Source organism: Achromobacter xylosoxidans (assembly GCF_014490035.1).
GTDB lineage: Bacteria > Pseudomonadota > Gammaproteobacteria > Burkholderiales > Burkholderiaceae_B > Achromobacter > Achromobacter bronchisepticus_A.
The window spans coordinates 6520103-6544254 of record NZ_CP061008.1 but is presented as its reverse complement, the minus strand read 5'-3'; the positions used below and the strand labels follow the sequence as shown (position 1 = coordinate 6544254).

The 24152-nt window shown below is 64.0% G+C and carries 23 protein-coding genes; 19 read left to right on the top strand and 4 right to left on the bottom strand.

Annotated features, from left to right (window positions below; all coding sequences use genetic code 11):
- The first annotated feature begins 18 nt into the window (after positions 1-18).
- Genes IAG39_RS30415 through IAG39_RS30375 form a run of 9 tightly spaced genes read left to right on the top strand, consistent with a single transcriptional unit; the run spans position 19 to position 12757 of the window.
- Positions 19-837: an ABC transporter permease gene (locus tag IAG39_RS30415; protein ID WP_118933523.1), complete on the top strand. Its 819-nt coding sequence runs from the start codon at positions 19-21 to the stop codon at positions 835-837.
- Entirely contained in the window at positions 827-2248 is a 1422-nt protein-coding gene (locus IAG39_RS30410) for an ABC transporter ATP-binding protein (RefSeq protein ID WP_118933522.1), read from the top strand. Before IAG39_RS30415 ends, IAG39_RS30410 begins: the two co-directional genes overlap by 11 nt.
- Positions 2249-2279: 31 nt before the next feature.
- The gene (locus IAG39_RS30405) at positions 2280-3668 is read left to right on the top strand and encodes a class I SAM-dependent methyltransferase (RefSeq protein WP_118933521.1); all 1389 of its coding nucleotides are present in this window, start codon (positions 2280-2282) and stop codon (positions 3666-3668) included.
- Positions 3658-5697, top strand: a complete 2040-nt coding sequence (locus IAG39_RS30400; protein ID WP_124260379.1) for a glycosyltransferase — start codon at positions 3658-3660, stop codon at positions 5695-5697. Before IAG39_RS30405 ends, IAG39_RS30400 begins: the two co-directional genes overlap by 11 nt.
- A gap of 54 nt (positions 5698-5751) precedes the next feature.
- On the top strand, positions 5752-8472 hold the full coding sequence (locus IAG39_RS30395) for a glycosyltransferase (RefSeq protein ID WP_118933519.1): 2721 nt from the start codon (positions 5752-5754) through the stop codon (positions 8470-8472).
- Positions 8472-9326, top strand: coding sequence for a glycosyltransferase (locus IAG39_RS30390; RefSeq protein WP_118933518.1), 855 nt, complete (start codon positions 8472-8474; stop codon positions 9324-9326). Before IAG39_RS30395 ends, IAG39_RS30390 begins: the two co-directional genes overlap by 1 nt.
- 16 nt (positions 9327-9342) lie before the next feature.
- Complete coding sequence (gene galE, locus IAG39_RS30385) at positions 9343-10380, top strand: UDP-glucose 4-epimerase GalE (protein ID WP_118933517.1); 1038 nt, start codon at positions 9343-9345, stop codon at positions 10378-10380.
- Positions 10381-10425: 45 nt separating this feature from the next.
- Positions 10426-11466: a lipopolysaccharide heptosyltransferase I gene (waaC, locus tag IAG39_RS30380; RefSeq protein ID WP_118933516.1), complete on the top strand. Its 1041-nt coding sequence runs from the start codon at positions 10426-10428 to the stop codon at positions 11464-11466.
- Position 11467: 1 nt separating this feature from the next.
- A complete protein-coding gene (locus tag IAG39_RS30375; RefSeq protein ID WP_118933515.1) occupies positions 11468-12757 on the top strand; it encodes a 3-deoxy-D-manno-octulosonic acid transferase in 1290 nt (429 codons plus the stop codon).
- Positions 12758-12792: 35 nt separating this feature from the next.
- Here the strand turns inward: IAG39_RS30375 and IAG39_RS30370 are convergent, their stop codons facing one another.
- From IAG39_RS30370 to IAG39_RS30360, 3 genes are read right to left on the bottom strand one after another with little or no spacing between them, the layout of a single operon-like run.
- Positions 12793-12966: a hypothetical protein gene (locus IAG39_RS30370; RefSeq protein ID WP_165867898.1), complete on the bottom strand. Its 174-nt coding sequence runs from the start codon at positions 12964-12966 to the stop codon at positions 12793-12795.
- A 16-nt stretch (positions 12967-12982) separates the two neighbouring features.
- Positions 12983-13789 carry a type III pantothenate kinase gene (locus IAG39_RS30365; RefSeq protein WP_118933514.1) on the bottom strand — a complete coding sequence of 269 codons (807 nt, stop codon included), beginning with the start codon at positions 13787-13789 and terminating at the stop codon, positions 12983-12985.
- Complete coding sequence (locus IAG39_RS30360; RefSeq protein WP_118933513.1) at positions 13786-14634, bottom strand: biotin--[acetyl-CoA-carboxylase] ligase; 849 nt, start codon at positions 14632-14634, stop codon at positions 13786-13788. Before IAG39_RS30360 ends, IAG39_RS30365 begins: the two co-directional genes overlap by 4 nt.
- 93 nt (positions 14635-14727) lie before the next feature.
- Between IAG39_RS30360 and IAG39_RS30355 the strand changes: the two genes are divergently transcribed.
- The 10 genes from IAG39_RS30355 (at position 14728) to IAG39_RS30310 (ending at position 23166) form a co-directional block, all read left to right on the top strand.
- Positions 14728-15861 (top strand): MlaE family ABC transporter permease, encoded by a 1134-nt coding sequence (locus tag IAG39_RS30355; protein WP_059374082.1) that lies wholly within the window; start codon positions 14728-14730, stop codon positions 15859-15861.
- Positions 15861-16700 (top strand): ABC transporter ATP-binding protein, encoded by an 840-nt coding sequence (locus IAG39_RS30350; protein ID WP_088154656.1) that lies wholly within the window; start codon positions 15861-15863, stop codon positions 16698-16700. Before IAG39_RS30355 ends, IAG39_RS30350 begins: the two co-directional genes overlap by 1 nt.
- Positions 16687-17643, top strand: coding sequence for an MlaD family protein (locus IAG39_RS30345; protein ID WP_059374086.1), 957 nt, complete (start codon positions 16687-16689; stop codon positions 17641-17643). The genes IAG39_RS30350 and IAG39_RS30345 overlap by 14 nt, the downstream gene beginning before the upstream one ends.
- Positions 17643-18242, top strand: a complete 600-nt coding sequence (locus tag IAG39_RS30340) for an ABC-type transport auxiliary lipoprotein family protein (protein WP_118933511.1) — start codon at positions 17643-17645, stop codon at positions 18240-18242. Before IAG39_RS30345 ends, IAG39_RS30340 begins: the two co-directional genes overlap by 1 nt.
- A gap of 33 nt (positions 18243-18275) precedes the next feature.
- On the top strand, positions 18276-18929 hold the full coding sequence (locus IAG39_RS30335; protein WP_059374087.1) for an alpha/beta hydrolase: 654 nt from the start codon (positions 18276-18278) through the stop codon (positions 18927-18929).
- A 164-nt stretch (positions 18930-19093) separates the two neighbouring features.
- The gene (locus tag IAG39_RS30330) at positions 19094-20359 is read left to right on the top strand and encodes a D-alanyl-D-alanine carboxypeptidase family protein (RefSeq protein ID WP_118933510.1); all 1266 of its coding nucleotides are present in this window, start codon (positions 19094-19096) and stop codon (positions 20357-20359) included.
- Positions 20360-20488: 129 nt separating this feature from the next.
- The gene (locus tag IAG39_RS30325; RefSeq protein ID WP_059374090.1) at positions 20489-21355 is read left to right on the top strand and encodes a D-amino acid aminotransferase; all 867 of its coding nucleotides are present in this window, start codon (positions 20489-20491) and stop codon (positions 21353-21355) included.
- Between the two features lie 162 nt (positions 21356-21517).
- Positions 21518-21793, top strand: a complete 276-nt coding sequence (locus tag IAG39_RS30320; protein WP_054457066.1) for a YbeD family protein — start codon at positions 21518-21520, stop codon at positions 21791-21793.
- Positions 21794-21811: 18 nt separating this feature from the next.
- Positions 21812-22450: a lipoyl(octanoyl) transferase LipB gene (gene lipB / locus IAG39_RS30315; RefSeq protein ID WP_059374092.1), complete on the top strand. Its 639-nt coding sequence runs from the start codon at positions 21812-21814 to the stop codon at positions 22448-22450.
- Entirely contained in the window at positions 22447-23166 is a 720-nt protein-coding gene (locus IAG39_RS30310) for a tetratricopeptide repeat protein (RefSeq protein ID WP_059374094.1), read from the top strand. Before lipB ends, IAG39_RS30310 begins: the two co-directional genes overlap by 4 nt.
- A 61-nt stretch (positions 23167-23227) precedes the next feature.
- On the opposite strand, the gene IAG39_RS30305 is transcribed toward IAG39_RS30310, so the two are convergent.
- Positions 23228-24034 carry a LacI family DNA-binding transcriptional regulator gene (locus IAG39_RS30305; RefSeq protein WP_118933509.1) on the bottom strand — a complete coding sequence of 269 codons (807 nt, stop codon included), beginning with the start codon at positions 24032-24034 and terminating at the stop codon, positions 23228-23230.
- Positions 24035-24152 lie beyond the last annotated feature (118 nt).

Sequence of the window (24152 nt, the reverse complement as noted above, 5' to 3'; positions counted from 1 at the left end):
GAGAGGTCTGTCTTGATTATGGAAGTGCTCCAGCTGCTGCGAGGCATGCTGACCCGCCATCGGCAATTGATATTGCAGATGATAAAGCGCGAAGTGCTGGGCCGTTATCGTGGGTCAGTGCTTGGCTTGGCCTGGTCTTTCTTCAACCCGTTGCTGTTGCTGCTGGTCTACACCTTCGTTTTTTCGGTGGTGTTCAAGGCCAAGTGGGCTGGGGCGGGAGCGTCCATGACACAATCCCATGGTGACTTCGCGGTAATTCTATTCGCCGGGCTGATCGTGAACAACCTGTTCGCCGAATGCCTGAACCGAGCCCCTTCCATGGTGTTGTCCAACGTCACTTATGTGAAAAAGGTCGTATTTCCGCTGGAGACTTTGGTTGTCATCGGCTTCGGCTCCGCGGTGTTTCACCTTTTGGTGAGTTTCGTCGTGTTGGTCATCGCCCAACTCATTTTTCTAGGGCACATTCCCTGGACCGCAGTGTATTTCCCGATGGTCCTCGTCCCTCTGGCCTTGTTCACTCTCGGGATTTCGTGGTTCCTGGCAGGGCTCGGCGTATACATCCGCGATACTGCGCAAGCGGTGTCGCTGCTGACGATCGTGCTGACGTTCGTCTCGCCTATTTTCTATCCCTTGTCCGCTATTCCCGAGCGGATGCAGGGGTACGTCAAGCTCAATCCGATGACCTTCGTTGTGGAAGAGACCCGCAATGTGCTGATCTTCGGCAAGACGATGGATTGGCTCTCCTGGGGGATTTACACGCTGGTGGGGACCGTCATATTTTTTCTAGGCCTGGCTTGGTTCCAGAAGGTCCGTAGGGGGTTTGCTGATGTCCTCTGATAACACCTCGATTCATGTAGAGAACCTGGGCAAATGCTATTCAATCTACGCGAAGCCTCAGGACAGGTTGAAGCAGGCGCTGTTCGCGCGCGGCGCAAATCTGTTCGGGCGTGAACCCAAGAGCTATTCCGAAGACTTCTGGGCTCTTTCGGGCGTGTCCTTTGATGTGAAGAAGGGCGAAACCGTAGGTATTGTCGGTCGTAACGGATCGGGGAAGTCGACCTTGCTGCAGATGATCTGCGGCACGGTCACGCCTACCACGGGATCCGTAAGAACCCATGGGCGAGTGGCGGCGCTGCTGGAGCTGGGCGCCGGGTTCAATCCGGAGTTCACCGGGCGGGAGAATGTCTATCTCAATGCCTCCCTGCTTGGACTGACGCATGAGCAGATCAATGACCGCTTCGATCAGATCGCTGCATTCGCGGATATCGGCGAGTTCATAGAGAGCCCGGTCAAGAAGTATTCCAGCGGCATGTTCGCGCGCTTGGCATTTTCGGTGGCAGTGCATACGGAGCCGGAAATCCTGATCGTCGATGAGATCCTGGCTGTGGGAGATGCGGCATTTCAGCGCCGATGCCTGAAGAAGTTCTACGACATCCGGGATGCCGGCTGCACGATCCTATTCGTATCGCATGACCAATATCAGGTGAAGTCGATCTGCAACCGTGCCCTCTATCTGAACCAGGGCCGCCAGATCGAATTTGGGCAAGCTGGCCGCGTCATCGACCGCTATACCATCGACATGCAGGCCGCTTTGCGCGAGTTCGAAGAGCGCGAGACTGCGGCAGGTCATGGCCACACCGCCGCGATGCCGAAGGAGCTGGATGTGCTGGATACGTCTTCTCCCGAGGACGCGCCCGACGCAGGCGTGGGGGCGGACGACGAGGCGGTTGTCGCGGCTGAGGTTCAAGAAGCCGTGATGCAGGAGCCCGCCGTGCAAGCTGCGCCCAACCCTGCACCGACGCGCGAACCCGAAAAGCTCTTCGTGATCGACGATGTCTGGCTCACGCGCGAAGGCAGCGATGAGCGCATCGCGGAAATTGAAACAGGGCAGGATTTACGGCTGAACGTAGCATTTCATGCGCTGAGCAGCCATGTGCCAAAAAAAATCAGTTTTGTGTTCAATCTTTATCGTCACGATGGACTTTATATCTGCGGCACCACGACGTTGATGGAAGGCATGCTCCCGCATGATGGGTGTGCAAGCGGAACCTATTCTGTGAAATTTCCCGCTTTTCCGCTTTTAGGTGGAAGCTACAAGTGGCGGGTGGCAATCAATGACGAGGGCGGATTCGTGGTGCACGCCGATGCGACCAATGTGTGCGCGTTTCAGGTTGTGGACAATTTTGAGGCGGTGGGCATAGTGTCGTTGCCGCGCGAGTGGGAATTCAAGCTCGAAGCAGCGCGATGAACGAATTAGCCATCGATATTGAGAGAATAGAATGGAACGATTGAGCTTTGATCAGAGTTCACGATATGACGGGCTGGAAGCCGCCATTCATATCGCTAGGTACTCCTTTGCCCGGCCTTATTGCTTGAGCAAACGCGTGCTGGACATTGCATGCGGCGAGGGGTACGGATCCCATTTGCTGGCGCGTTGGGGCGCGGCCGAGGTGGTGGGGGTAGACGTTTCGGCTGAAGCGTTGCAAGCGGCAAATGCTCATTTCAGCGGTGAGCATGTCCGCTTCGTGCAGAGCGAGGGCGAGACCCTGCTGGATAAGTTCGAACCGGAGAGCTTCGATCTTATCGTGTCGTTCGAGACGATTGAGCATGTTAGCGATCCCATTAAGTTCCTGAGCAACCTTAAACGCCTGGTGAAACCCGAGGGATTCATTGCTATCAGTTGTCCCAATGACTGGTGGTATTTTCCGACTGACGAAGAGAAAAATCCATACCACCTGCGGAAATATCATTTTGACGAGTTCAAGTCGCAGACCGAAGGCGTGCTCGGTGAGGCCCGGGGGTGGTTTCTGGGAGGGCCGGCGACAGGTTTCCTGAATGTGGGTTACGAGCGTTATCCGTCGGACGAGGAGAAAGGTGGGCAGCTGCAAATGCTCAAAGCGGTTCCCATGACGGCGGGCTTTATGGTGCCGGCTGACCGCAATGCGGGTCCGCAACCCGCCAACGCCAGTTATTTCCTGGGGCTTTGGGGGGAGGGGGAGCTTGCCGAAGGAGGCGTCAGCGCTGGCGCGGCTATTCTGCCGCTATCCATGGATTCGTTTCGTACCGGCATCTTCCAGGGCCATATGCCTTCAGTGAAAGAGGCGCTGGCTGCGCAGGAGGCCAAGCATCGGATCGAAAAGGCCGATTTGGACAGTGGATTGCGGGCAGCGGAACTGCGCGTGGAAGCCATGGGCGTCGAGTTCCAGTTCATGCGCGAGCAGCTCGGGGAGCGTGTCCACCACCTGACATTGCTGGAGCAGAACCACTCCGAACTTGAGCGGGTCCACTCTGAGTTGGTACAGAAGCACGCGGCACTCGAACAGCACAATGGCGAACGCATCGACTGGGAGCACAAATTGCGTGCCGCTTCATTGCGTGTGGAAGCGTTGGGCTTGGAGCTGCAACTAACCCGCGAACAACTTGGCGACCGCGTTCACCGATTGACAGTGGCGGAACAGAATTATTCTGCGCTTGAGCAGACGAGCGCAACAATTCAACATAGTCACGAAATACTTCAACAATCACATGCCATACTGACTCAACGCAACAGTGAATTGGAATGGGCTGCTGCGCGATACGCAAGAATCAGTTCTGCAATTCCGTCATGGTTACGTAAAATAATGGTTTTCTTATACCGTCATCTCTGGAAGAGTGGTCGTGGCAATTGAGAACCTGCTGGTGCCCGGGTTGAGGTCCTATTCGTATGTTTCTGACGACAGACATCGAGTACTGCATCAACAGCCGGGTAGCTTGGCAAACATTGGTCCAAATGGCGTTAACCTCACCATCAGCTGCCTTTCGCTTAACCGAGCCGCACTGACCGAGAAGCTTCTTCGTTCAGTCGCGCAGCACATTCCGAAATTTGCTGGCGAATTCCTGATCATTGATAACGGTTCCGGCCAGGAAACCGTGGATCAATTACACGCGATCCGCGAGGAAATGCCGTTCCGTACCCGCATCGTGCGGTTGGACAAGAACTACGGCGTGGCGGGGGGGCGCAATCGGACCATGCCCGAGGTGTGCACGGAATGGGTATTGTGTCTGGATAATGACATTTTTCTCACGATGGATATCCTGCCCAGGATCCAGGAAGATATTGCCACGCTGGGTTGCCATTTCCTGAATGTGCCCTTGCTTAATCCCGACGGTCAGACGGTTTTTGCCGCGGGCGGACACCTGTATGTATGCACTGAGCCGGCGGGCTTGCACCTGGGCGCAGGCAGCGCCTGCAGGCAGGCGGTGCTGGACGCGAACGCACTCGAACCGTTTCTGTCGACGTTCCTGTTGGGCGGCGCTTGTGTGCTCAAGAAGTCGACGTTTGGACGCTTGGGCGGTTACGACGAGAACATGTTCGTGGGATTCGAGGATATCGATTTCTCCATTCGCTTGTTCCAGGAAGGCTACAAGGTCGGTACGACTTCCGTGCTGGGCCTGATTCACGATCATCCCCCACCAGTTTCCGACAGCGACCGAGACTATGAGCGGGAGCGTTTCTCGCGCAACGTCATCTACCAATCGGCGCGCTATATGGAACGCAAGCACGGTTTCGATATCTGGGGCGACGGGCTGGAGCATTGGCTGGCGTTGCGTCACGAAACTCTGGGTCTAAGCGAGCCATCCCAGGAATCGGTTGTTGCGACCGAGCCGCCATCGTCGGCGGTCCGGCCAAAGATTGCATTGGTCATCGATGTCGAGGGATGGGCGTTTTCCAATATCGCGCGCCAACTGCAGCGCCATCTGGGAGATCGATTCGACTTCAAAGTGATCTCCTCGCAGGATCTGCCGGAGGTGGGGCACATATTCATGGCCGCCGCGGAGTGTCATCTGGTGCATTTCTTCTGGCGCGAGTATCTGCGCCTCGTCGATCATGAATGGACGCATGGCTGCATTCAACGGACTGGCATCAGTTTTGCAGACTTCGAGCGGCGGTTCATCAAGAACAAGCCGGTGACCACCTCGGTCTACGATCATTTGCATCTGGATAGCGGTGAAATCGTCGAACGCATTCCCTTTTTCCGGGATCGAGCGACGGGCTATACGGTGGCGTCGGAGCGGCTCGCCGGCATATACGGCACGATACCGGGTATGCCGGCGCCGGCGTGCGTGGCGCAGGATGGCGTCGATTTGGAGCTTTTTGAGCCGCGCAGTCCCGCGTACTACCAGAATATGGGTGACCGGCCGATCGTTGTAGGTTGGGCGGGGAATAGCAAGTGGGCTTCGGAGCTGCCCGATGTGAAGGGGTTTCACTCTATCCTGTTGCCGGCGATCGAGTTGCTGCGCGAACAGGGTGTGCCGATCGAAACACGGTTCGCGGATCGGCAAACGGGTTTCATTGCCCATGCCGACATGCCTGGGTATTACCATTCCATCGATCTTTACGTGTGTCCGTCGGCAATAGAAGGAACGCCCAACCCTGTGCTCGAGGCCATGGCTTGCGGCGTAGCTGTCGTCTCGACGGACGTCGGCATCGTGCCGGAAGTGATGGGGCCGGAACAGAAGGCGTTCATTGTCTCGGAGCGGACGCCCGAAGCCATCGCTGCCGCCATTCGCAAGTTCCATGAAGACCGTTCATTGTTCGCCAAGCTGGCTGCAGAGAATCTGGAATCCATCAAGCCTTGGAGCTGGAAAATTCGAGCCGAAGCATTTGCGCGGTTCTTCCAGAATACGTTGGACGGATTTCAGAGGCATCGCGTCTAGGTATTCAACGTAAAGGATTTCAGTGTCGTATTTGGAGTGCGGTCCGGGAGGGGCATGGACCTGAAGGTCATATCGATGTTTGCCGGTTTCGGCGCGGGAGAGGCCTCCCTGTTGGTTGACAGGGCAGGCCCCGTTGTCGTTCGCGAACGGCCGGATGCGGTCCTGAAGTTCGCGGAGGAGCACAAGCTTGCGAGCATCCAGTTGTGCGGAGCATTTGCGGCAATGCCCGAGGATGCCCGCATGCGGGTGTTTTGCCACGCCGAGGCGACGGGGCCGGGTCTATGGTCGGTTACCGGTGGTCTCGACTCATGGCAAGGTCAGGCAGAGGCTTTCGTGCGCGCTAATGCCGGTCAAGGATCCTGGGCGATCAGCGCGGGTTTTCTGGCCGATCTGGCCGACCCTCGACCGTTCCTGTTGGCGATTAAGCGGTTCTGCCTCGAAACAGGTAGGCCGGTGTTGTTCCTGCATGGCGCAGACGAGGGCAGATTCCGCAAATGGACTTCGGCTCAGTTCGGTGCGTTTCTGGATGCTGGCGGTTTTGCAGCCAGCAGTGAAAACAGGCAGGGGACGACAACGGCGCGCGTCGCCGTGCTGTCCGAGACCGGCTACCGGGATCATTTGACTGGTTTGGGTTTTTCAGCGGGCCTTGCCTGTTCGGATCTTCTGCTGGTCACGACAGAGGACGCGTCGATCCGTCCGACGGGAGGAATCGGCACCTACACGAGCAACATCAAGGCGATCGACCCTAAGGTTTCCGTGCTGTTCTGCGACATCGATCTGCCGGTTGCGACAGCCAAGGACGGGCGTACATTTTTGCCGCGGATGTTCGGCGAGCAAGGCAGCAAAGAGTGCTTCTTTGACGGGCTCGGCTTGCTCGAATCGCTATATTGCGTTTTGTTTCTGCTGCCGGATTTGGTTGTCGTGGAGATCCAGGACTACAAGTCCATCGGGTTCCGCATTGTGCAGGCCAAACGGACCGGCTGCCTACCCGCGTGGTTGAACGTGCGCATTTTCATGCACGGTTCGATCGACTATGTGAAGTACGGCGCCCAGGACGAGGGCGCCATGAATTACACGCCGTATGAAGCGGCGCAGGCAATCCGAGACGCCTACCTGTTCAAGCACGCCGACGAATGCTATGCACCGTCGTCGTATCTTGGAAAGCAGTTGTTGCAGCAGGAGTTCGGCTACGAACCGGCCAATCTGAGCATTACGCGGCTACCCTTTGACCTCGATCTGGTGCGGGACACCGGTACGATTTCGTACAAAAAGATCAAACGTATTGTTTTCGTCGGCAAATATAACCAGCTCAAGGGTTGGCCGGATTTCGTCAAGGCGATTGAAGCGTTGGGCGAAACCGGGCGGCTGAAAGATATCGAGGAGATTGTATCGCTCGGGCCGCTGGCTCCGTCGAAAGAAGACAGGGTCCGTCTTGCGAAGTACGCAAGCTACAAGGACATGCACCTGACTCATGCGCAGCTCATCGAGTTTACGCAGGAGCACGCGGCTGACAGCCTCTTCGTGGTGCCGTCGCGCGGCGAAAATTATCCCTTCGTGATTCTTGAACAGTTGTTGATGGGTACTTTGCTGGTGGCGTACAACACCGGCGGGGCCATTGAGGTCGTCGACGATCCGGAGCACGTCGCGCGTTTTTTTTCCGCGCCCGACGCGATTGCGCTGCAGCGCAAGATGGACGAAGTGTTGACTGTCGAGCCTGCCGGCTACGAAGCGGCTCTGAACCACTCGCGCCAGCGCATCCGTCAGCGACAGCGCGACATCAACGCTTGGTGGTCTCGCAAGGACCGGCCGACGTCCGTCCCCGCGTGGCCAGTACTGGATACGGAAGCCGCGTGCGATCTGAGTATCGTCGTGCCTGTCTACAACACGGATTTCGCGTTGCTCGGAGAACTGCTGCAGTCCATCTGCGCGTCTCGCCTGTTGCCGAAAGAAGTGATCATCGTGGATGACGGTTCACGCGAGGATTACGCTGCGCAATTGCAGGCACATGCGGTGCGGGCTCTCGGAGACCGCGTGCCGCTGCGTGTGCATCGTCAGCAGAATCGCGGCTTGGCAGGGGCGCGCAATGCGGGGCTCGCGCTGTCGGGAAGCGAGCTCACCTTCTTTATCGACAGTGACGACGTCTTGTTGCGTAATACGCTGGAAAGGGCTGTTATGGCCATGCGCGCGGATCCGTCGCTGCTGGCTGCGACCGGCTTTGCGATCCATTTCACCGATATCGATGACCTGCGGAACGGCGCTCAAGCCTTGCGCGAAGGCTGGTTTTGGAAGGCGCTGGGCGTGCCTGAAGCGCGCGCGCTCGCGTTGCTGGAAAACCAGTACATCACCTCCAATGTGATGGTGCGCACGCAGCCGTTGAGGGACTTTGGCGGATGGGATGAGTCGGATCGGTCGGTCTGGGAAGATTGGGCTTTCTACTCGCGCCTTGCCTGGAGCGGAAAACGCTTCTCGCTGATTCCGAGTGCTGGCTATCTTTATCGCAACACGCCTTCCAGCATGTCGAAGACTTACAACCGCTACTTCGGCCGCCGTCGGTTGGTGCGCAATACCTCGGGCCTGACCCGTCTGGATGCGAATGTGTTGTACAGCCTGGTTAATTCCTCCGACGTGGGTGGCACGCAACTGGCAGGTCCCAGTCTGTCGGAGAAGGAGGTCGAGCTGGTCAATTTTGTGCGACGCATGGTGCAGCGTCCGCGGCTGCGGCGCATGATGATCGCCATGTACCGGTTCTACAGCAGGGTGCGGAGACTAATCTGATGCCGCTGTCGACGTCTTCGACGGTGGTTGCGCGCCAGCCTTGGGCCTTCTCCGTGTTGATGGCGGTGTATGCCAAGGAGCAGCCCGCTTATCTGGCACAGGCGCTGGAAAGCCTGTGCAATTGCCATACTCCCATCCAGGAAGTGGTCCTGGTGGAGGATGGTCCGTTGACCAGCGCTTTGCACGACGTGATAGCTAGCTTTCGCGCGAGGCTGCCGCTGAAGTCGCTTGCCTTGCCCCAAAATCAGGGTCTGGGACCTGCGTTGACCGCCGGTTTGCGGATCTGCTCGACGTCTTGGATAGCCCGCTTTGACACGGACGACCTGCTCGTGCCGGACAGATTCGAGCGCCAAATCGGCTGGCTTCGCGCGCATCCGGACCTGGATCTCTGTGGCGGATGGATACGGGAATTCGATGTGGATCCGCAGACCGAGGCTGGCCGCATCCGACGGGTTCCCGAAACGCATGAGGCGATTGCCGCCTATGCCCGCGGCCGCAACCCTTTCAATCACATGACCGTGATGTTCCGTCGCGAAGCCGCGTTGGCTGCGGGTGGGTATGGCAACGAGCCGATGTACGAGGACTACGCGCTATGGGTGCGTATGTTGCAGCGGGGAGCGCGTACCGCTAACCTCCCGGAAGTTCTGGTATTGGCCAGGACAGGGCATGGCATGTTCGAACGGCGGGGTGGCTTGAAGTACGTGGCCAGCGAATGGGGCATGCAACGGACTTTCTTGCGCAGCCGTTTTATCAGTCCGTTTCGTTTTTTGGCCAATCTGGCGCTCCGTCTGCCCGTACGATTGGCACCCAATGGAATGCGCAAATTGGTATACGAGCTTTTTTTGCGCCGCTGATGGCGCCGAGTCGAGAATGAATCAAAAACTGCTAGTCACCGGCGGGGCCGGCTATATCGGGTCGCACACGCTGTTGGCCTTGTTGCGGAGCGGTTTTACTCCGATCGTGCTGGACAACTTCTCCAATAGTTCGCCCGAGGTGCTTCGGCGTGTAGAGGCGCTTGCAGGCGTGGCGCTGGAAGTCGTGTCTGGAGATATCTGCGATGCTGCGCTGTTGGACCGGATTTTCGCCACGCAGCGCGATCTTGGCACGCCTGTTTCCACGGTGGTCCATTTTGCAGCCCTAAAGGCGGTTGGCGAGTCTGTGGAGCAGCCTTTGCACTACTACGCCAACAACGTTGGAGGTACGATCACGCTGCTGGCTGCCATGGATAGGGCTGAGGTCCGAAATATGGTTTTCAGCTCTTCCGCCACGGTGTACGGCGAGCCAATCTGTCTGCCGTATACGGAAGATCACCGCATTGCGCCTACCAACCCATATGGTTGGTCCAAAGCGGTCGTCGAGCAGATCCTCAAGGATTGGGCCCACATCGGCGGAGGTCGCTGCGGCATTGCGTTGCGCTATTTCAATCCCATTGGCGCGCACGAGAGTGGGACGATAGGAGAGGCGCCCAGCGGCATACCGAATAACCTGTTCCCCTACATAACCCAGGTGGCGGTGGGCAAGCGCGAGCGCCTCGCGGTGTTTGGCGATGACTATGAAACTGTGGACGGGACGGGGGTGCGCGATTATCTCCACGTCGATGACTTGGCCGAAGGCCACGTCAAGGCGGTCGACGTGGCCTTGAAGGGCCACGCCGGCTTTACTGCCGTAAATCTAGGTACGGGCCGCGGTACTAGTGTGTTACAACTCGTCGCGGCCTTTGAACAGGCCAGCGGACGCAGCATTCCTTACGAGGTCATGCCGCGCCGAGCCGGTGACATCGCTTCGGCCTGGGCCAATCCCGAACTTGCCCATCGGCTGTTGGGGTGGCGTGCTGAGCGCACGATCGAGCAGATGTGCGTGGACGGCTGGCGCTGGCAATCGCAGAATCCCAAGGGCTACGAGGGCTAAGCTTTGTTGTAAATTCGCAGCTTCACCCGTATTGCCCCACACTTGATGCCTACAAGAATTCTCATCGTCCGCACCTCATCGCTAGGTGATCTCGTGCACATGTTGCCGGCAATATCCGACATTGCCCGCCATGTGCCCGATGCCCAGATCGACTGGATCGCGGAAGAAGCCTTTGCCGACATTCCTGCCTGGCATCCGGCGGTCAATCAGGTCATCAAGGTTGCTCATCGCCGTTGGCGCAAAGCCTGGTGGTCGGCGGAAGTGCGGGCGGAGCGCAAGGCGCTGAAGGAGCGGCTGCGCTCGGTGCAGTACGACATCGTCCTGGACATGCAGGCGCTCTTGAAATCCGCCTGGCTGGTGCGCCAGACCCGCGGCGTGCGGCATGGGCTGGACTGGCGTTCGGCGCGCGAACCGCTGGCTTCGCTGTTCTACAACGTGCGGCATCGGGTGGAGTTCTGGCAGCCGGCGGTGATCCGCCAGCGCAAGCTGGCCGCCCTGACGTTCGGCTACCAATACGCCGGCGCGCCCGATTTCGGCTTGCAGGCTTTTGCGCGCCAGGCGACGCAGCCTGCGGCGGACCCGGTGCTGGAAGTCGGCAGCGAGGGTCTGAACGTCGGCGAACTGCCGCGCTTGCACCACCTGGATACGGACCGCGGCTATGCCGTGATCATGCCGTCGGCCAGCCGCGACGACAAGCTCTGGCCGGAAGAAGACTGGCGCGTCGTGTTCCGCCGTCTGCGTGACGCAGGCTGCACCCTGAAACTGCTGGCGGGAAATGAGCAGGAGGCCGAGCGGGCCCGGTTGCTGATTGCCGGCATGGATGGCGCCGAGGTGATGCCCCGCATGGACCTGACCGCGGTGGCGCGTTTGCTGGCTGGGTCCCGCCTGATGGTGGGGCTGGACAGCGGCCTGACCCATTTGTCGGCCGCGTTGGGCCGGCCCACCATCGGCATTTACCGTGCTTCCACCCCGGTGCGCACGCCGCTGGTCGGTTCCAGCTACACCGCCAGCCTGGGCGACCGCGGAGCTTCGCCGTCGCGCGAAGCCGTGATGGCGGCGGTGGAGCAGGCTTTGGCCGCACAGTGACATGAACCGCGGCGTCTACTCGCTGGCGCTCAGGGCTCTGTCACCGCTGGTCTGGCTCTGGATGGGCCACCGCGCCCGGCGCGCGGGCGGGCAATGGGAAATCTTCTCTTCTGAACGCTTCGGCCATGTCGGGCCCGCCGCTGCCGCGTCCTGGACCGCTCCGGTCTGGGTGCACGCCGTCAGCCTGGGCGAGACGCGTGCCGCGCAGCCTCTGCTGCAAGCCTTGCTGGACCGCGGCCTGCCGGTGCTGCTTACGCACATGACAGCCACCGGCCGCGCCGAGGGCGCGCGCCAGTACACGGAAGCGATTGCCCGCGGCCAGTTGCGCCAGGCCTGGCTGCCTTATGATTTTCCCGGCGCGACCCGCCGTTTCATGGCGGCGTATCGGCCGCGCTGCGGCCTGCTCATCGAACGGGAGATCTGGCCGAACCTGCTGGCGGCCGCGCGCGCTGCGGGCGTGCCCATGGCGCTGGTCAGCGCCCGCTTTTCGGCGTCGTCGCTGCGCCAGGCGGGCAGGATGGGCGGCGTGATGCGCGAAGCGCTGGGCGGACTGGACTCGGTGCTGGCGCAGACCGCCGAGGACGCGGGCCGGCTGGTGCAGGCCGGGGCGCCGCAGCCCGTCGTGACGGGCAATCTGAAATTCGATCTGGTCCTGCCGGCGGCGCAGGTTGCCGCGGGGCAGGCTTGGCGCGAACAGCTGGGCCGGCATGTGGTGGCGGTGGCCAGCACGCGCGAGGGCGAGGACAGCGGCTTCATCGAGGCCATCAAACGCCATGCGGCTGCGCCTGGTGCGCCCCTGTTTTTGTTGATTCCGCGCCATCCGCAGCGCTTTGACGAGGCCGCGCGCCTATTGTCGGATGCAGGGTTGCCGTACGTCCGGCGCTCCGAAGGCGTGGCGCCGGGGCCGGGCACGGCCGTGCTGCTCGGCGACACGTTGGGCGAGATGGCGTTCCACTACGCCGCGTCGGATGTCGCGATCGTGGCGGGCAGCTTTGCGCCGCTGGGCGGGCAAAATCTGATCGAGGCCTGCGCGGCGGGCGTGCCGGTCATCGTCGGCCCGCACACCTTCAATTTCAAGCAGGCGGCGGAAGACGCCATCGCGGCGGGCGCCGTGCTGCGCGCGGCCGACGCCGGCCAGGCGGTGGAGGCGGCGATGGCGCTGCTGGCGGACGAACCGCGCCGCCAGCGCACGGCTGAGGCGGCGCTGGCATGGTTCCGCATGCATTCGGGAGCCACGGGGCGCACGCTGGACGCGCTGGCACCCTGGCTGGAGGCAGGAAAGGCGGGCTAGCGCCCGCGCTCACCGGCGCGTGCGCCGGATGGGGCTCAGGGGGCGGCAGGCGCGGTCTTGGGAACCAGGGTCACCGCGCCCGGATTCAGTTCCTGGTTGAAGCGGCGCGGATCGCGGCCTTCGTCCTCGGGGCGCACGCCCAGCCAGCCCTGGCCCAACGCATAAACCCCCAGATTCGCCAGCAGGATGAGGATGAAGAGCACGCGCATGGCCGGGGTCTCCCGTTCAGGCTTGGTCGTCCAGGGTGGCGCGGGCGACCGCGGCCAGGCCGTCCAGGACGGGGTGATCCAGATAGATGGGTACGGGGGCCGCACCTTCGGTGCCGCCCGCGTCCGCCAGCAGGCGTTCGATTTCCTGGTGCACTTCGGGCCAGCCGCCGCCCGCCGCGTAGATCTGCGGCGTCTGGCCGTAACGCTGGCGTCCGGCCAGCCATTGGCGCACGACGGCGCCGGCCTGCGCGGCGGCGATGCCGGAGGCGATGGCCTCGTGCGTGTCCGTGGGATAGGCCACGACCTGGCCATTGGCGATGGGTAGGTTGGCGGTGCCGTGGGCCAGCGCGCTGCGCATCATGGCCGGACCCGGCAGGATCAGGCCGCCGGCAAAGACGTTGTCGGGGCCGACGGTGTCGATGGTGGTGGCGGTGCCAAAGCTGGCCAGCACGAAGGGCGGGTGTGCCCCCGGCAGGCGCGACAGCACGCCCAGCAGCGAGGCCCAGCGGTCGGCGCCCAGCTGCGTGGGCGTCTTGTAGCTGTTGATCAGCCCCAGCGTGGTTGCCTGTGACGGCGACCAGGTCACCGCGCAGCCATGTTTTTGCAGGATGGCGGCGATGGCCGCGCCGCGCGCCTCGCCGGCAACGTTCACACCCAGCGCGCGCAGGGGACGGCGCGGCAGGGCGGCCAGCCAGCGGTCCAGGGCGTCCAGGTCCAGGCCGTCGAAGGCGACCGCCGCGGGTTCGCGCGGCGCGTCGGAGTTGCCGGCGTCCAGCCAACCCACCTTGAGACGGCTGTTGCCGGAGTCGATGAGAATAATCATGCTTGGCGTCGAATCGAGATTTCACCGACCAGGATCGGCTGGGTGCCCTCGGGGGTTTGCACCAGCAGGCGGCCTTGTTCGTCCACGCCGCAGGCGGTTCCGCCTAGAAGAATAGCGCCCTTGTCCAGCACGTTGACCTTGCGGCCGGCCAAAGCGTCCACTTGGTCGAAACGTGGCTTGAAGGCGCCAAAGCCCTCGCGCTCCAGCGTCCGCACCGCTTCCAGCCAGGCCATGGCGCTGGCGCAGACCAGGTCGGCGGCGGAGGCCTGGCGGGCGGCGGCTGCCTGCACCTGGCTCCAGTCGGCGACTTCGCGTTCCAGCGCGAGCGACAGCCGGGCGGCGTCGGTCAGGTTCACGCCCATGCCGATGACGACCGTATGGCCGGCCTCGCTGCCGCCGGGGTTGCGGGTGGTCTCCACCAGTACCCCTGCCAGCTTGGCGTCGTGCCACTGCACGTCGTTGGGCCACTTCATGCACAGCCCGGCGGCCTGCGGGCCGGCGACGGTGCGCAGAGCCTCGCAGGCAGCGATGCCGGCCAGCGGCGACAGCGCGGGCAGTTGCGCGGGCGGCAGGTGCACGTCGAAGGCACAGGAGAACATCAGCGTGGAGCCCGTGCGGTTCTGCCACGGACGGCCGGCGCGGCCGCGGCCGGTTTCCTGCAGGTGCGTGCCCAGCAGCCAGGGTTTGCCGCCGCCGCCTGCGCGAGCGCGGGCCAGGAGGTCGGCATTGGTCGATCCGGTGCTGCCGGTCCAGGAGATGTCCTGGAAGGCGGGCAGGCGCGTGCTGAGCATGCGGGCCAGGGTTTCCGGCGCGGGCAGGTCGATGGGGCTGGCTTGAGCGGACATGGCGGCGATTGTAGGGCACGCGGCCTGCGCTCGCGGCCGGACGGCGCCAGCGTTTATGATTGGCGATACATTTTGCATCGGTATTCTGTCTTCATGCCGCATTCCGCTTCGTCCACACCTGCCGCCGCCGCGCCCTTCCGTTTCGAAGGAGGCGTGTGCCATGTGGCCGGCGACTGGAGCGTGCTGGCGCTGGCCGAGCCGGGCGAGGTCCAACGTCGCCGCGAGGCGCTGGCCTGCGCCACGGATGGCGGCGCGCGCTGGGACCTGCACGGCATCGGCCGGCTGGACACCATCGGCGCGCTGCTGATCTGGGAAGCCTGGGGCCACAAGCTGCCCGAGCGCGTGCGCTGGTCCGCCGGCCAGCAGGACGTGTTCAACGCGCTGGCCATGAACAAGGGCGAGACCCCGGCCGCCGCGCCCAAGCGCGATCCGTGGGGCTGGCTGAGAGCGGTGGGCGAGGCGATATTCCAGGCTATCGACAATGGCCGCGCCTTGCTCATCATGCTGGGGCAGCTGGTCCTGGACCTGGGCGGAATGCTGCTGCGGCCGCGGCTGGGGCCATGGCGCGAGATTTCGGCGCAGGTGTACCGCACCGGCGCGCAGGCGCTGGGTATCACGGCGCTGGTCGGCTTCCTGATCGGCGTGGTGCTGTCCTACCTGTCGGCGCAGCAGCTGCAGATGTTTGGCGCCGATCGTTTCATCGTGCGCCTGCTGGGTGTGTCCATCGTGCGCGAGCTGGGTCCGGTGCTGGCCGCCATCCTGGTGGCGGGCCGTTCGGGCTCGGCCATCACGGCGCAGATCGGCGTGATGCGGGTGACGCAGGAGTTGGACGCGATGCTGGTCATGGGCATTTCGCACGGGCAGCGGCTTATCCTGCCGCGGGTGGTGGCGCTGGCCATCACCATGCCGCTGCTGGTGCTGTGGACGGACGCCATGGCGCTGTTGGGCGGCATGCTCGCCGCGCAAATGCAGTTGGGCGTGTCGGCGCAATGGTTCCTGCAGTCGCTGCCGGACGCGATTTCGCTGACGAACTACTGGATCGGCATCCTCAAGGGCGTGACGTTCGGCATGCTGATCGCGCTGATCGCCTGCCATTTCGGCCTGCGCATCCAGCCCAACACGGAAAGCCTGGGGCGCGGCACCACCACCTCGGTGGTCACCTCGATTACCGGCGTGATCCTGCTGGATGCGCTGTATGCCGTGATCTTCAGCTCGGTGGGCATCTGATGAATAGCGCCGCCCAGCACAAGCTCTTCGCCGAGGACGGCGTTACGGTAGAACCCGTCATCACGGTGCGCGGGCTGCGCACGGCGTTTGGCGATCATGTGGTGCACGACAATCTGGACCTGACCGTCTTCCCGGGCGAGATCCTGGTACTGGTGGGAGGTTCGGGCACGGGCAAGACGGTGTTGCTGCGGCAGATCATCGGGCTGGACCGGCCAGCTGCGGGCACGGTGCGGGTGCTGGGCCATTCGTTGTTTGAACTGACGGCGGCTGAACGCCGGCGGCTGTCCTATCGCTGGGGCATGCTGTTCCAGGCGGGGGCGTTGTTCTCCGCGCTGTCGGTGTTCGACAATGTGGCTCTGCCGCTGCGCGAATTGCGCACGGTGCCGGAAGACCTGGTGCGCGACGTGGTCATGTGCCGGCTGGCGATGGTGGGCTTGTCGGCGCGCGACGCCGACAAGCGGCCGTCGGACCTGTCGGGCGGCATGGTCAAGCGCGTGGCGCTGGCGCGCGCCTTGTCGCTGGATCCGGAACTGCTGTTCCTGGACGAACCCACGGCCGGCCTGGACCCGCTGCGCTCCGACGAGTTCGTGGACCTGGTGCGCAGCCTGCACCGGCAATTGGGATTCACCGTCGTCATGGTGACGCACGACCTGGACACGCTGCTGGCGTTGGCCACGCGCGTCGCCGTGCTGGCGGACAAACGGGTGATCGTGTGCGACACGGTGCCGGAAGTACTGAAGGTCGATCACCCGTTCATTCACACATTCTTCCTGGGCGAGCGCGGTTTGCGGGCGCTGGGGGATCTGGCGCCGAAGGGATTGCATCATGGAAAACCGTAGTCATGCGCTCATGGCCGGCATCTTCACGCTGGCCTTGCTGGCCGCAGCCGCCTTGGTGGCCATCTGGATCGGACGCGACCGGACTCAGCTTCAGCCATACGAAATTATCTCCGCGACCGCCGTCAGCGGCCTGAATCCGCAGTCCACGGTGCGCTACCAGGGCGTACCGGTGGGCAAGGTGCAGTCGCTGGCCCTGAACCCGGACAAGCCCGGGCAGGTGCGCATCCGCATCGGCGTGGCGCCGAACACGCCGATTACCGAGTCCACCTGGGCCGAACTGGGCGTGCAGGGCGTGACCGGCATTTCCAATGTGGAGTTGCGCGACGACGGTTCCTCGATGAAGCGGCTGGCCTCGTCGGCGGCGAATCCGGCCGCGATTCCGCTGCGTCCGGGCTTTCTGGACCGCATCGAGCAGCGTGGCGGCAAGCTGATCTCCAACGTGGAAGAGGTCACCGAGCAGTTGCGGCGCGTGCTCAGCGAGCAGAACGTGCAGGCGCTCACCGCCACGCTGCAGAACGCCACCGACATCACCCAGTCGCTCAGGGGCGCGAGCCAGGATCTGGCGCCCACGCTGGCCAAGCTCGGTCCCCTGATTGATTCGCTGGACAAGACCTCGCGCCAGGCCGACCGCGCCGCGCGGGAAGTCGGCGACCTGGCTGCGCAGGCCCGCCAGTCGCTGGCGCGCCTGAACGCGCCCGACGGCCCCCTGTCCGCCGCCACCAGCAGCCTCAATGACATCGCCCTGGCCGCCGCGCGGCTGGATGGCGAGACCTTGCCCGCCATCACCAGCATGGCCACCAACGTCAGCGCGGCCGCGCGCGGCGCCACCGTTACCCTGCGCCGTGTGGACAACACGCCGCAATCGTTCCTGTTCGGCCCGGCGCCCCGCGAGCCCGGGCCCGGCGAGGCCGGCTTTGCAGGCTTCGGGAGATCGCCCAAATGATGAAGATGCGTAGCGCCGTTCTAATCCTGACGCTGGCCCTGGCCGGTTGCGGCATCGGCCGCGTGGCTGCCCCGCCTTCGGTGTTCGACCTGGGCCTGGACTCCCGGCCCACGCCGGTCTTGCCCGCGCGGGCGCCGCTTGCGCTGGTCTTCCAGGCCGTGCCCAGCCTGTCCGACACGGGGGTGATCTGGCGCGTGGGCGACAGCGCCGCGCCCAAGGCCTATGCCAGCTACCGCTGGGCCTCGCCGCCGGCGGACCTGGTGCGTCAGCGCCTCACGGAGCGCCTGTCGCGCCAGGGGCCGGTGCTGGACGAGCGCGTCACCCTGCAGACGCCGCAAATGCAGGTGTCGTTGTCCCAGTTCGAGCAGGTATTCGCCGCCGACGGCCAGTCCAGCGAAGGCCGCGTGCTGCTGCAGGCGGTCTTGCTCAGCGGCCGCAGCGTGGTGGGCCAGACGCGCATCGAGGCGCGCGCGCCCGCACCCACGCAGGACGCGCAGGGCGGGGTCGCGGCATTGCGCCAGGCGACGGACGATGCCGCGGATCAATTGGCGCAGTGGCTTGCCACGACGCTGAAGCCCGCCGCCAGGCCGGGCGGTTAAGATCGCTGTTTTTCCCGCATCCTGAGTCACGCCATGTCCGCACGTACTGAAACCCATGCCTTCAACGGAGCCGCCGGCCGCATCGATTGCGCCGTGGACTGGCCCGCGGGTACGCCGCGAGGCTGGGCGCTGGTCCTGCATCCGCACCCGCTGCAGGGCGGCGCGCGCGAGAACAAGGTGGTCACGACCCTGTCGCGCGCCTGCGTGCAGCATGGCCTGGTGGCGGTGCGGCCCAATTTCCGCGGCGTCGGGCAGTCCGAGGGCACCTTCGACAAATCCGTCGGCGAAACCCAGGACATGCTGGCGGTCGTGGCGCAGATGCGCGAACTGCATCCGGAATTGGCCCAGGCGCCGTGGGTGCTGGCCGGCTTTTCGTTCGGCACTGCCGTCGCGGCGCAGACCTATGCCGCACTCGCCGAACAGGGCGATACGGTACTGCCCTCCGCCCTGATGCTGATGGGCCCCGCCGTGAACCGTTTCCAATCGCACGAAGTGCAGGTGCCGGACGACACGCTGATGGTGCACGGCGAGGAAGACGAAGTCGTGCCGCTGTCCGAAGCCATGGACTGGGCGCGCCCGCGTTCCATCCCCGTGGTGGTGGTGCCGGGCGCATCGCACTTCTTCCACGGCAAACTGCTGGTGCTGCGACAACTGGTGCAGGCGCGGCTGAAGGTCGCGCTGGACTGATCCGATTTGAAGCAACGAGCCTGAATGCGGCCGCAGGTTGCATCAGGTTGCATGTTTTCGACTCGCGGGAACCCCGGGCGGGCCGGACGGGTCTGATCGACTGCCTATAATTGTCAGCCACTTGCCCCGCGCCGGCGGGCGTCATTACTGGACCCACGTTGCCGATGAAGAATTTGCCTTACTCCGCTCACTCCCCCGTTGTCTTTACCCGCCGCCTGCTGTCAGGCGCGGTGCTGTCAGCCATGCTGGCGGCTTCGATGCCGGTCTGGGCGCAGCAGGCTCCCGCCGCGGCACCCGCTGCAGCTGCCGGCGCCGCGGCCCCGGCGCCGAATGCTTCGGCGGTGGTGCCCGTGGGCGACGTCTCGGCCGTGCCGGCCCCCACGATCGCAGCCAAGGCCTGGATCGTGATGGACGTGAACAGCGGCCAGACCCTGGCCGCTTCCAACCCGGACATGAAGGTGGAACCGGCCTCGCTCACCAAGATCATGACGGCCTACGTCGTGTTCAACGCGCTGGACGAAAAGCGCCTGACGCTGGAGCAGACCGTGCCGGTGTCCGAGCGCGCCTGGCGCACGGGCGGTTCGCGCATGTTCATCGAACCGCGCAAGCCGGTCACTGTCGACGAGCTGAATCAGGGCATGATCGTGCAGTCCGGCAACGATGCCTCCGTGGCCCTGGCCGAGGCCGTGGGCGGCAGCGAGGCCTCCTTCGCTTCGCTGATGAATCAGGAAGCCGAACGCCTGGGCATGCGCAACACGCACTTCATGAACGCCACGGGCCTGCCGGATCCGCAGCACATGACGTCCACGCGCGATCTGGCGATCCTGTCTTCGCACCTGATCACCGACCACCCGGATCACTTCCACTACTACAAGCAGAAGAGCTACACCTACAACAAGATCACCCAGCCCAACCGCAACCGCCTGCTGTGGGCCGACCCGTCGGTGGACGGCATGAAGACCGGCCACACCGATTCGGCCGGTTACTGCCTGGTGTCGACCGCGGTGCGCGGCGACCGCCGCATCCTGGTGGTCGTGGTGGGCACGGACAGCGAAGCCACGCGCGCCGAGGAAAGCTTGAAGCTCCTGAACTGGAGCTTCCAGAACTTCGACACCGTGAAACTGTTCGACAAGAGCCAGCCCGGCATCGACGCGCGCGTCTGGGAAGGCACGGTTGAAAACGTCAAGCTGGGCCCGCCCAACCCCGTGTCGATCGCAGTGCCGCGTGGCAAGGCTGGCGATCTGAAGCCGGTGGCGCAGCGCACGGATCCGCTGATCGCCCCGCTGGCCAAGGGCCAGCAGGTCGGCACCCTGCAGTTCACGCTGGACGGCAAGGTGCTGCGCACCGAACCGCTGGTGGTGCAGGACGCGGTCGAACGCGCCGGCTTCTTCGGCCGCATGGTCGATACCGTCAAGCGCTGGTTCGAGTAATCCTGCCGCGCCGCGGGCGCTATCGCGGGTGTAAGCTAGCAACGGGCGTTTCGCATGAAACGCCCGTGCTCTATTCACGGGACGGACCGGACGGTTCGTCCCTCTCCATTTCATATTCAGGAGTGCCTCATGATTCCGGGCGTGCCGGGCGAAAGCCAGGTGTATCTCAACGGTGAGTTTCTGCGTGTGGACGAGGCCAAGGTCTCCGTCCTGGACCGCGGCTTCATTTTCGGCGACGGCATCTACGAAGTCGTCCCCGTGTACCAAGGCAATGCATTCCGCATGGCCGAACACCTCGACCGCCTGGACCGCAGCCTGGCTGCCTTGCGGATCGCGCAGCCCTTCGACCGCGCAGGCTGGATCGACCTGATCCAGCAGCTGCTGGCGCGCACCAACCTTGAAACCTGCATCGTCTATCTGCAGGTGACGCGTGGCGTGGCCAAGCGCGACCACCAGTTCCCCTCGACGCCCGTCGCGCCGACGGTCTTCGGCATGATCTCGGCCTGGGCGCCGCCGCCTGCCGCGCAGCGCGAACGCGGCCTCGCCGCCATCAGCATCCCCGACGAACGCTGGCTGCATTGCGAGATCAAATCGGTGTCGTTGCTGGGCAACGTGCTGGCCAAGCAGCAGGCGGTCGATGCGCAGGTCGACGAAGTGGTGCAGTTCCGCGACGGCTACCTGACCGAAGGCTCGTCCACCAACATCTGGGTGGTTTCCGGCGGCAAGCTGCTGGCGCCGCCGAAGAACAACCTGATCCTGGAAGGCATCCGCTACGGCCTGATGGGCGAGCTGGCCGCCGAGGCCGGCATCCCGTTCGAGTCGCGCCCGATCTCGCGCCAAGAGGTGGAAGAGGCCGACGAGCTGATGCTGTCCTCGGCCACCAAGGAAGTGCTGGCCATCGTCTCGCTGGACGGCAAGCCGGTGGGCTCGGGCAAGCCCGGCCCCGTTTTTGCGCAATTGCGGGCGGGTTATGATGCCCGCATCGCCGCGCTCTGAGTCCGGCGTTACCGGGCGGCTCCTGCGGGGCCGCCCCGGCGGCCTTGCCGGCTGGCGGTTTGCCCCCATATAGACAGGATCTGGCCGCCTCGTGGCAGGCATCCTCGGGTGCAGTATCGAGCCGTGGCCGCGCCCTGTGGGGCAATACCTTATAGGCACATCATGCAACATATCCCGCCCGAAGACTCCCTCATCGAATATCCCAGCGACTTTCCCATCAAGGTCATGGGCAAGCAGCATCCCGAATTCGCGCAGACGCTGACCGAAGTCGTGTTGCAGTTCGATCCCGAGTTCGACGCCGCCACGGTGGAAATGCGGCCCAGCAAGGGCGGTAACTACATGGGCCTGACCTTCACGGTGCGCGCGACCTCGCGCGAGCAGCTGGACGCGCTCTACCGCGCCCTGCATGGCCATCCGATGGTGTCCATCGTCCTCTAGCGCAAGAGCGGGACAGCTGTGATCAAGTGGCTCGCGCGGCCGGCCGACTACCTGTCGGTCTGGCACGACATGCAGGCGTACACCAATCTGCGCGGCGCCGATACGCCTGACGAGATCTGGCTCTGCGAACACGCGCCGGTCTACACCTTGGGGCAGGCCGGCCTGCCCCAGCATGTGCTCAACCCCGGCAACATCCCCATCGTCCATTGCGACCGCGGCGGGCAGGTGACCTATCACGGGCCTGGCCAAGTCATGGCCTATGCGCTGTTCGATCTGCGCCGCGCCGACATCTACGTCAAGGAATACGTCAATTTGCTGGAAGGCGCGGTCATCGACACGCTGGCCCAGATGGGCGTGGCCGACGCCTGCCGCAAGCCCGGCGCGCCGGGCGTTTACGTGCCCGATCCGGACGGGGGCGAACTGGCCAAGATCGCCGCGCTGGGCATCAAGATCCGCAATGGCCGGGCCTATCACGGCGTGTCGCTGAACGTGCAGATGGACCTGGCGCCGTTCCTGGGCATCAATCCCTGCGGCTATGCGGGCCTGCGCACCGTGGACATGGCGGCCTGTGGCGTGCGCCGCGAGCCCACCGAGACCGGCGAGGCGTTGGCGCGCAACCTGGCGCAGGCCTGGGATCGCGCAAGGAACAAGACATGAAGACCTATACCGCGGCCGATGTAGCCGCAACCACGCCAGAAGAACTGGCCCGGCTGCGCGAACAGGGGCCGGCCGAGGACTACGCGGCATGGATCCGCGCGGCGGCCGAACTGGGGCTGATCGAAGCCCAGACCATCTACGGCCAGATGCTGCTGGACGGCACGGGCGTGGAGCGCGATCCGGAACAGGGGCTGACGTGGTTCAAGCGCGCCGCCCATGCCGATCACCCCATGGCCATCAACATGGTGGGCCGTTGCTACGAGAATGGCTGGGGCGTGCCGCAGGACGACACGGTCGCCGCCTACTGGTTCCGCCTGGCCGCGGACAAGGGGCTGGACTGGGGCATGTACAACTACGCCCACATGCTGCGCAGCGGCCGCGGCAGCGTGGCGCAGAATCCCGCGGCGGCGTTGGCGCTCTATCAAAAGGCGGCAGACGCCGGCCACGTGAAGTCCATCGGCGTCGTCGGCCGCTTTTACGAGGCCGGCGAGGTGGTCGAGCAGGACATGGAGCGCGCCTTCGGCTGCTACCAGCGCTGCGCCGAAGGCGGCGACTTCCGCGGCATGTTCCACCTGGGCCGGCTGCTGTTGCTGCGCGGACGGAAGCAGGATGCCGCGCAATGGCTGGTGCGCGTGCCTGAAACCGCCACGCCTGCGTTTCTGCGGGAAGCCAACATCATGCTGCAGGAAAGCGGCTTTCCGGCGCTATATGAGTAGATTCGTGTAGCGCGGCAGGGGCACGGCAAGCGCGCTTGGCTCCCACCGCGTGCAACTCGTCCTACGTACTCAATCTTTCCTCAAAAGCCACTTCCACCGTAATCCTTTCGCCCGTGCCGCGTTCGCCGTCCAGGCGGTCCAGCAGCAACTGGCCGGCGCGCCGGCCCAGAATGGCGGCGTCGGCGCCCAGGGTGGTCAAGCCCTGCGCCCACTGCGCGGCGCTGCCGTCGTCCGAGTAGCCCAGCACCGCCAGGTCCTGCGGCACTTGCAGGTCGCGGTTGTGGGCTTCCGAGACCGAGGCCGCGGCCAGCAGGTCGGTCGTGCAGAACACCGCGTCGAAGATCGTGTTGGTGGTCAGCAGGCGCAGGAAGGCCATGCGGCCGTCGTTCATGTGCTGCACCTCGGGCTGCACGATGTCCGCCACCAGCTCCAGCCCAAGTGCGGCCGCGCTGCTGATGAAGCCTTCACGCCGGGCGCGTTCCCAGGGGGTGTCGGCGCTGACGCAGGCGACGCGCGCATGGCGCTTGGCGGCCAGGTGCCGCGCCGCCATACGGCCGGCTTCCGCGTTGTCGACCACCACTGCGCTGTCCAGTGGCTGGGCGGATGCGATCCAGGTTTCCACCGTGGGAACCTCCAGCGCCGCCACGGCGGCGCGCAGGGCCGGGTCGTCCAGCGGACCGATGACCAGCGCTGCGACGGGGCGCAGTTCGCCAAGCCGGGCCTGGGCCTCGCGCCAGGGGCCCGCTGCCAGGTAGTAGCCGGCGGACAGCAGCAATTCGGCGCAGGCCTGGATGGCGCGGGCCGCGGGCGCCCAGTCCAGTCGGGGCGCGATCAGGGCTATGGGGCGGGGCGGGGGCAGGGAAGACATGGGTAAAACCGGCGGATTCATCAGGCGTGACGATAACCCAGCCTGGCTCCGGCCGAGGAGGCCCGCCGCCTGGGCGGCGGGACCCCGCCCGGCGGATCTGGTCGGCGAAGGGTAAAAT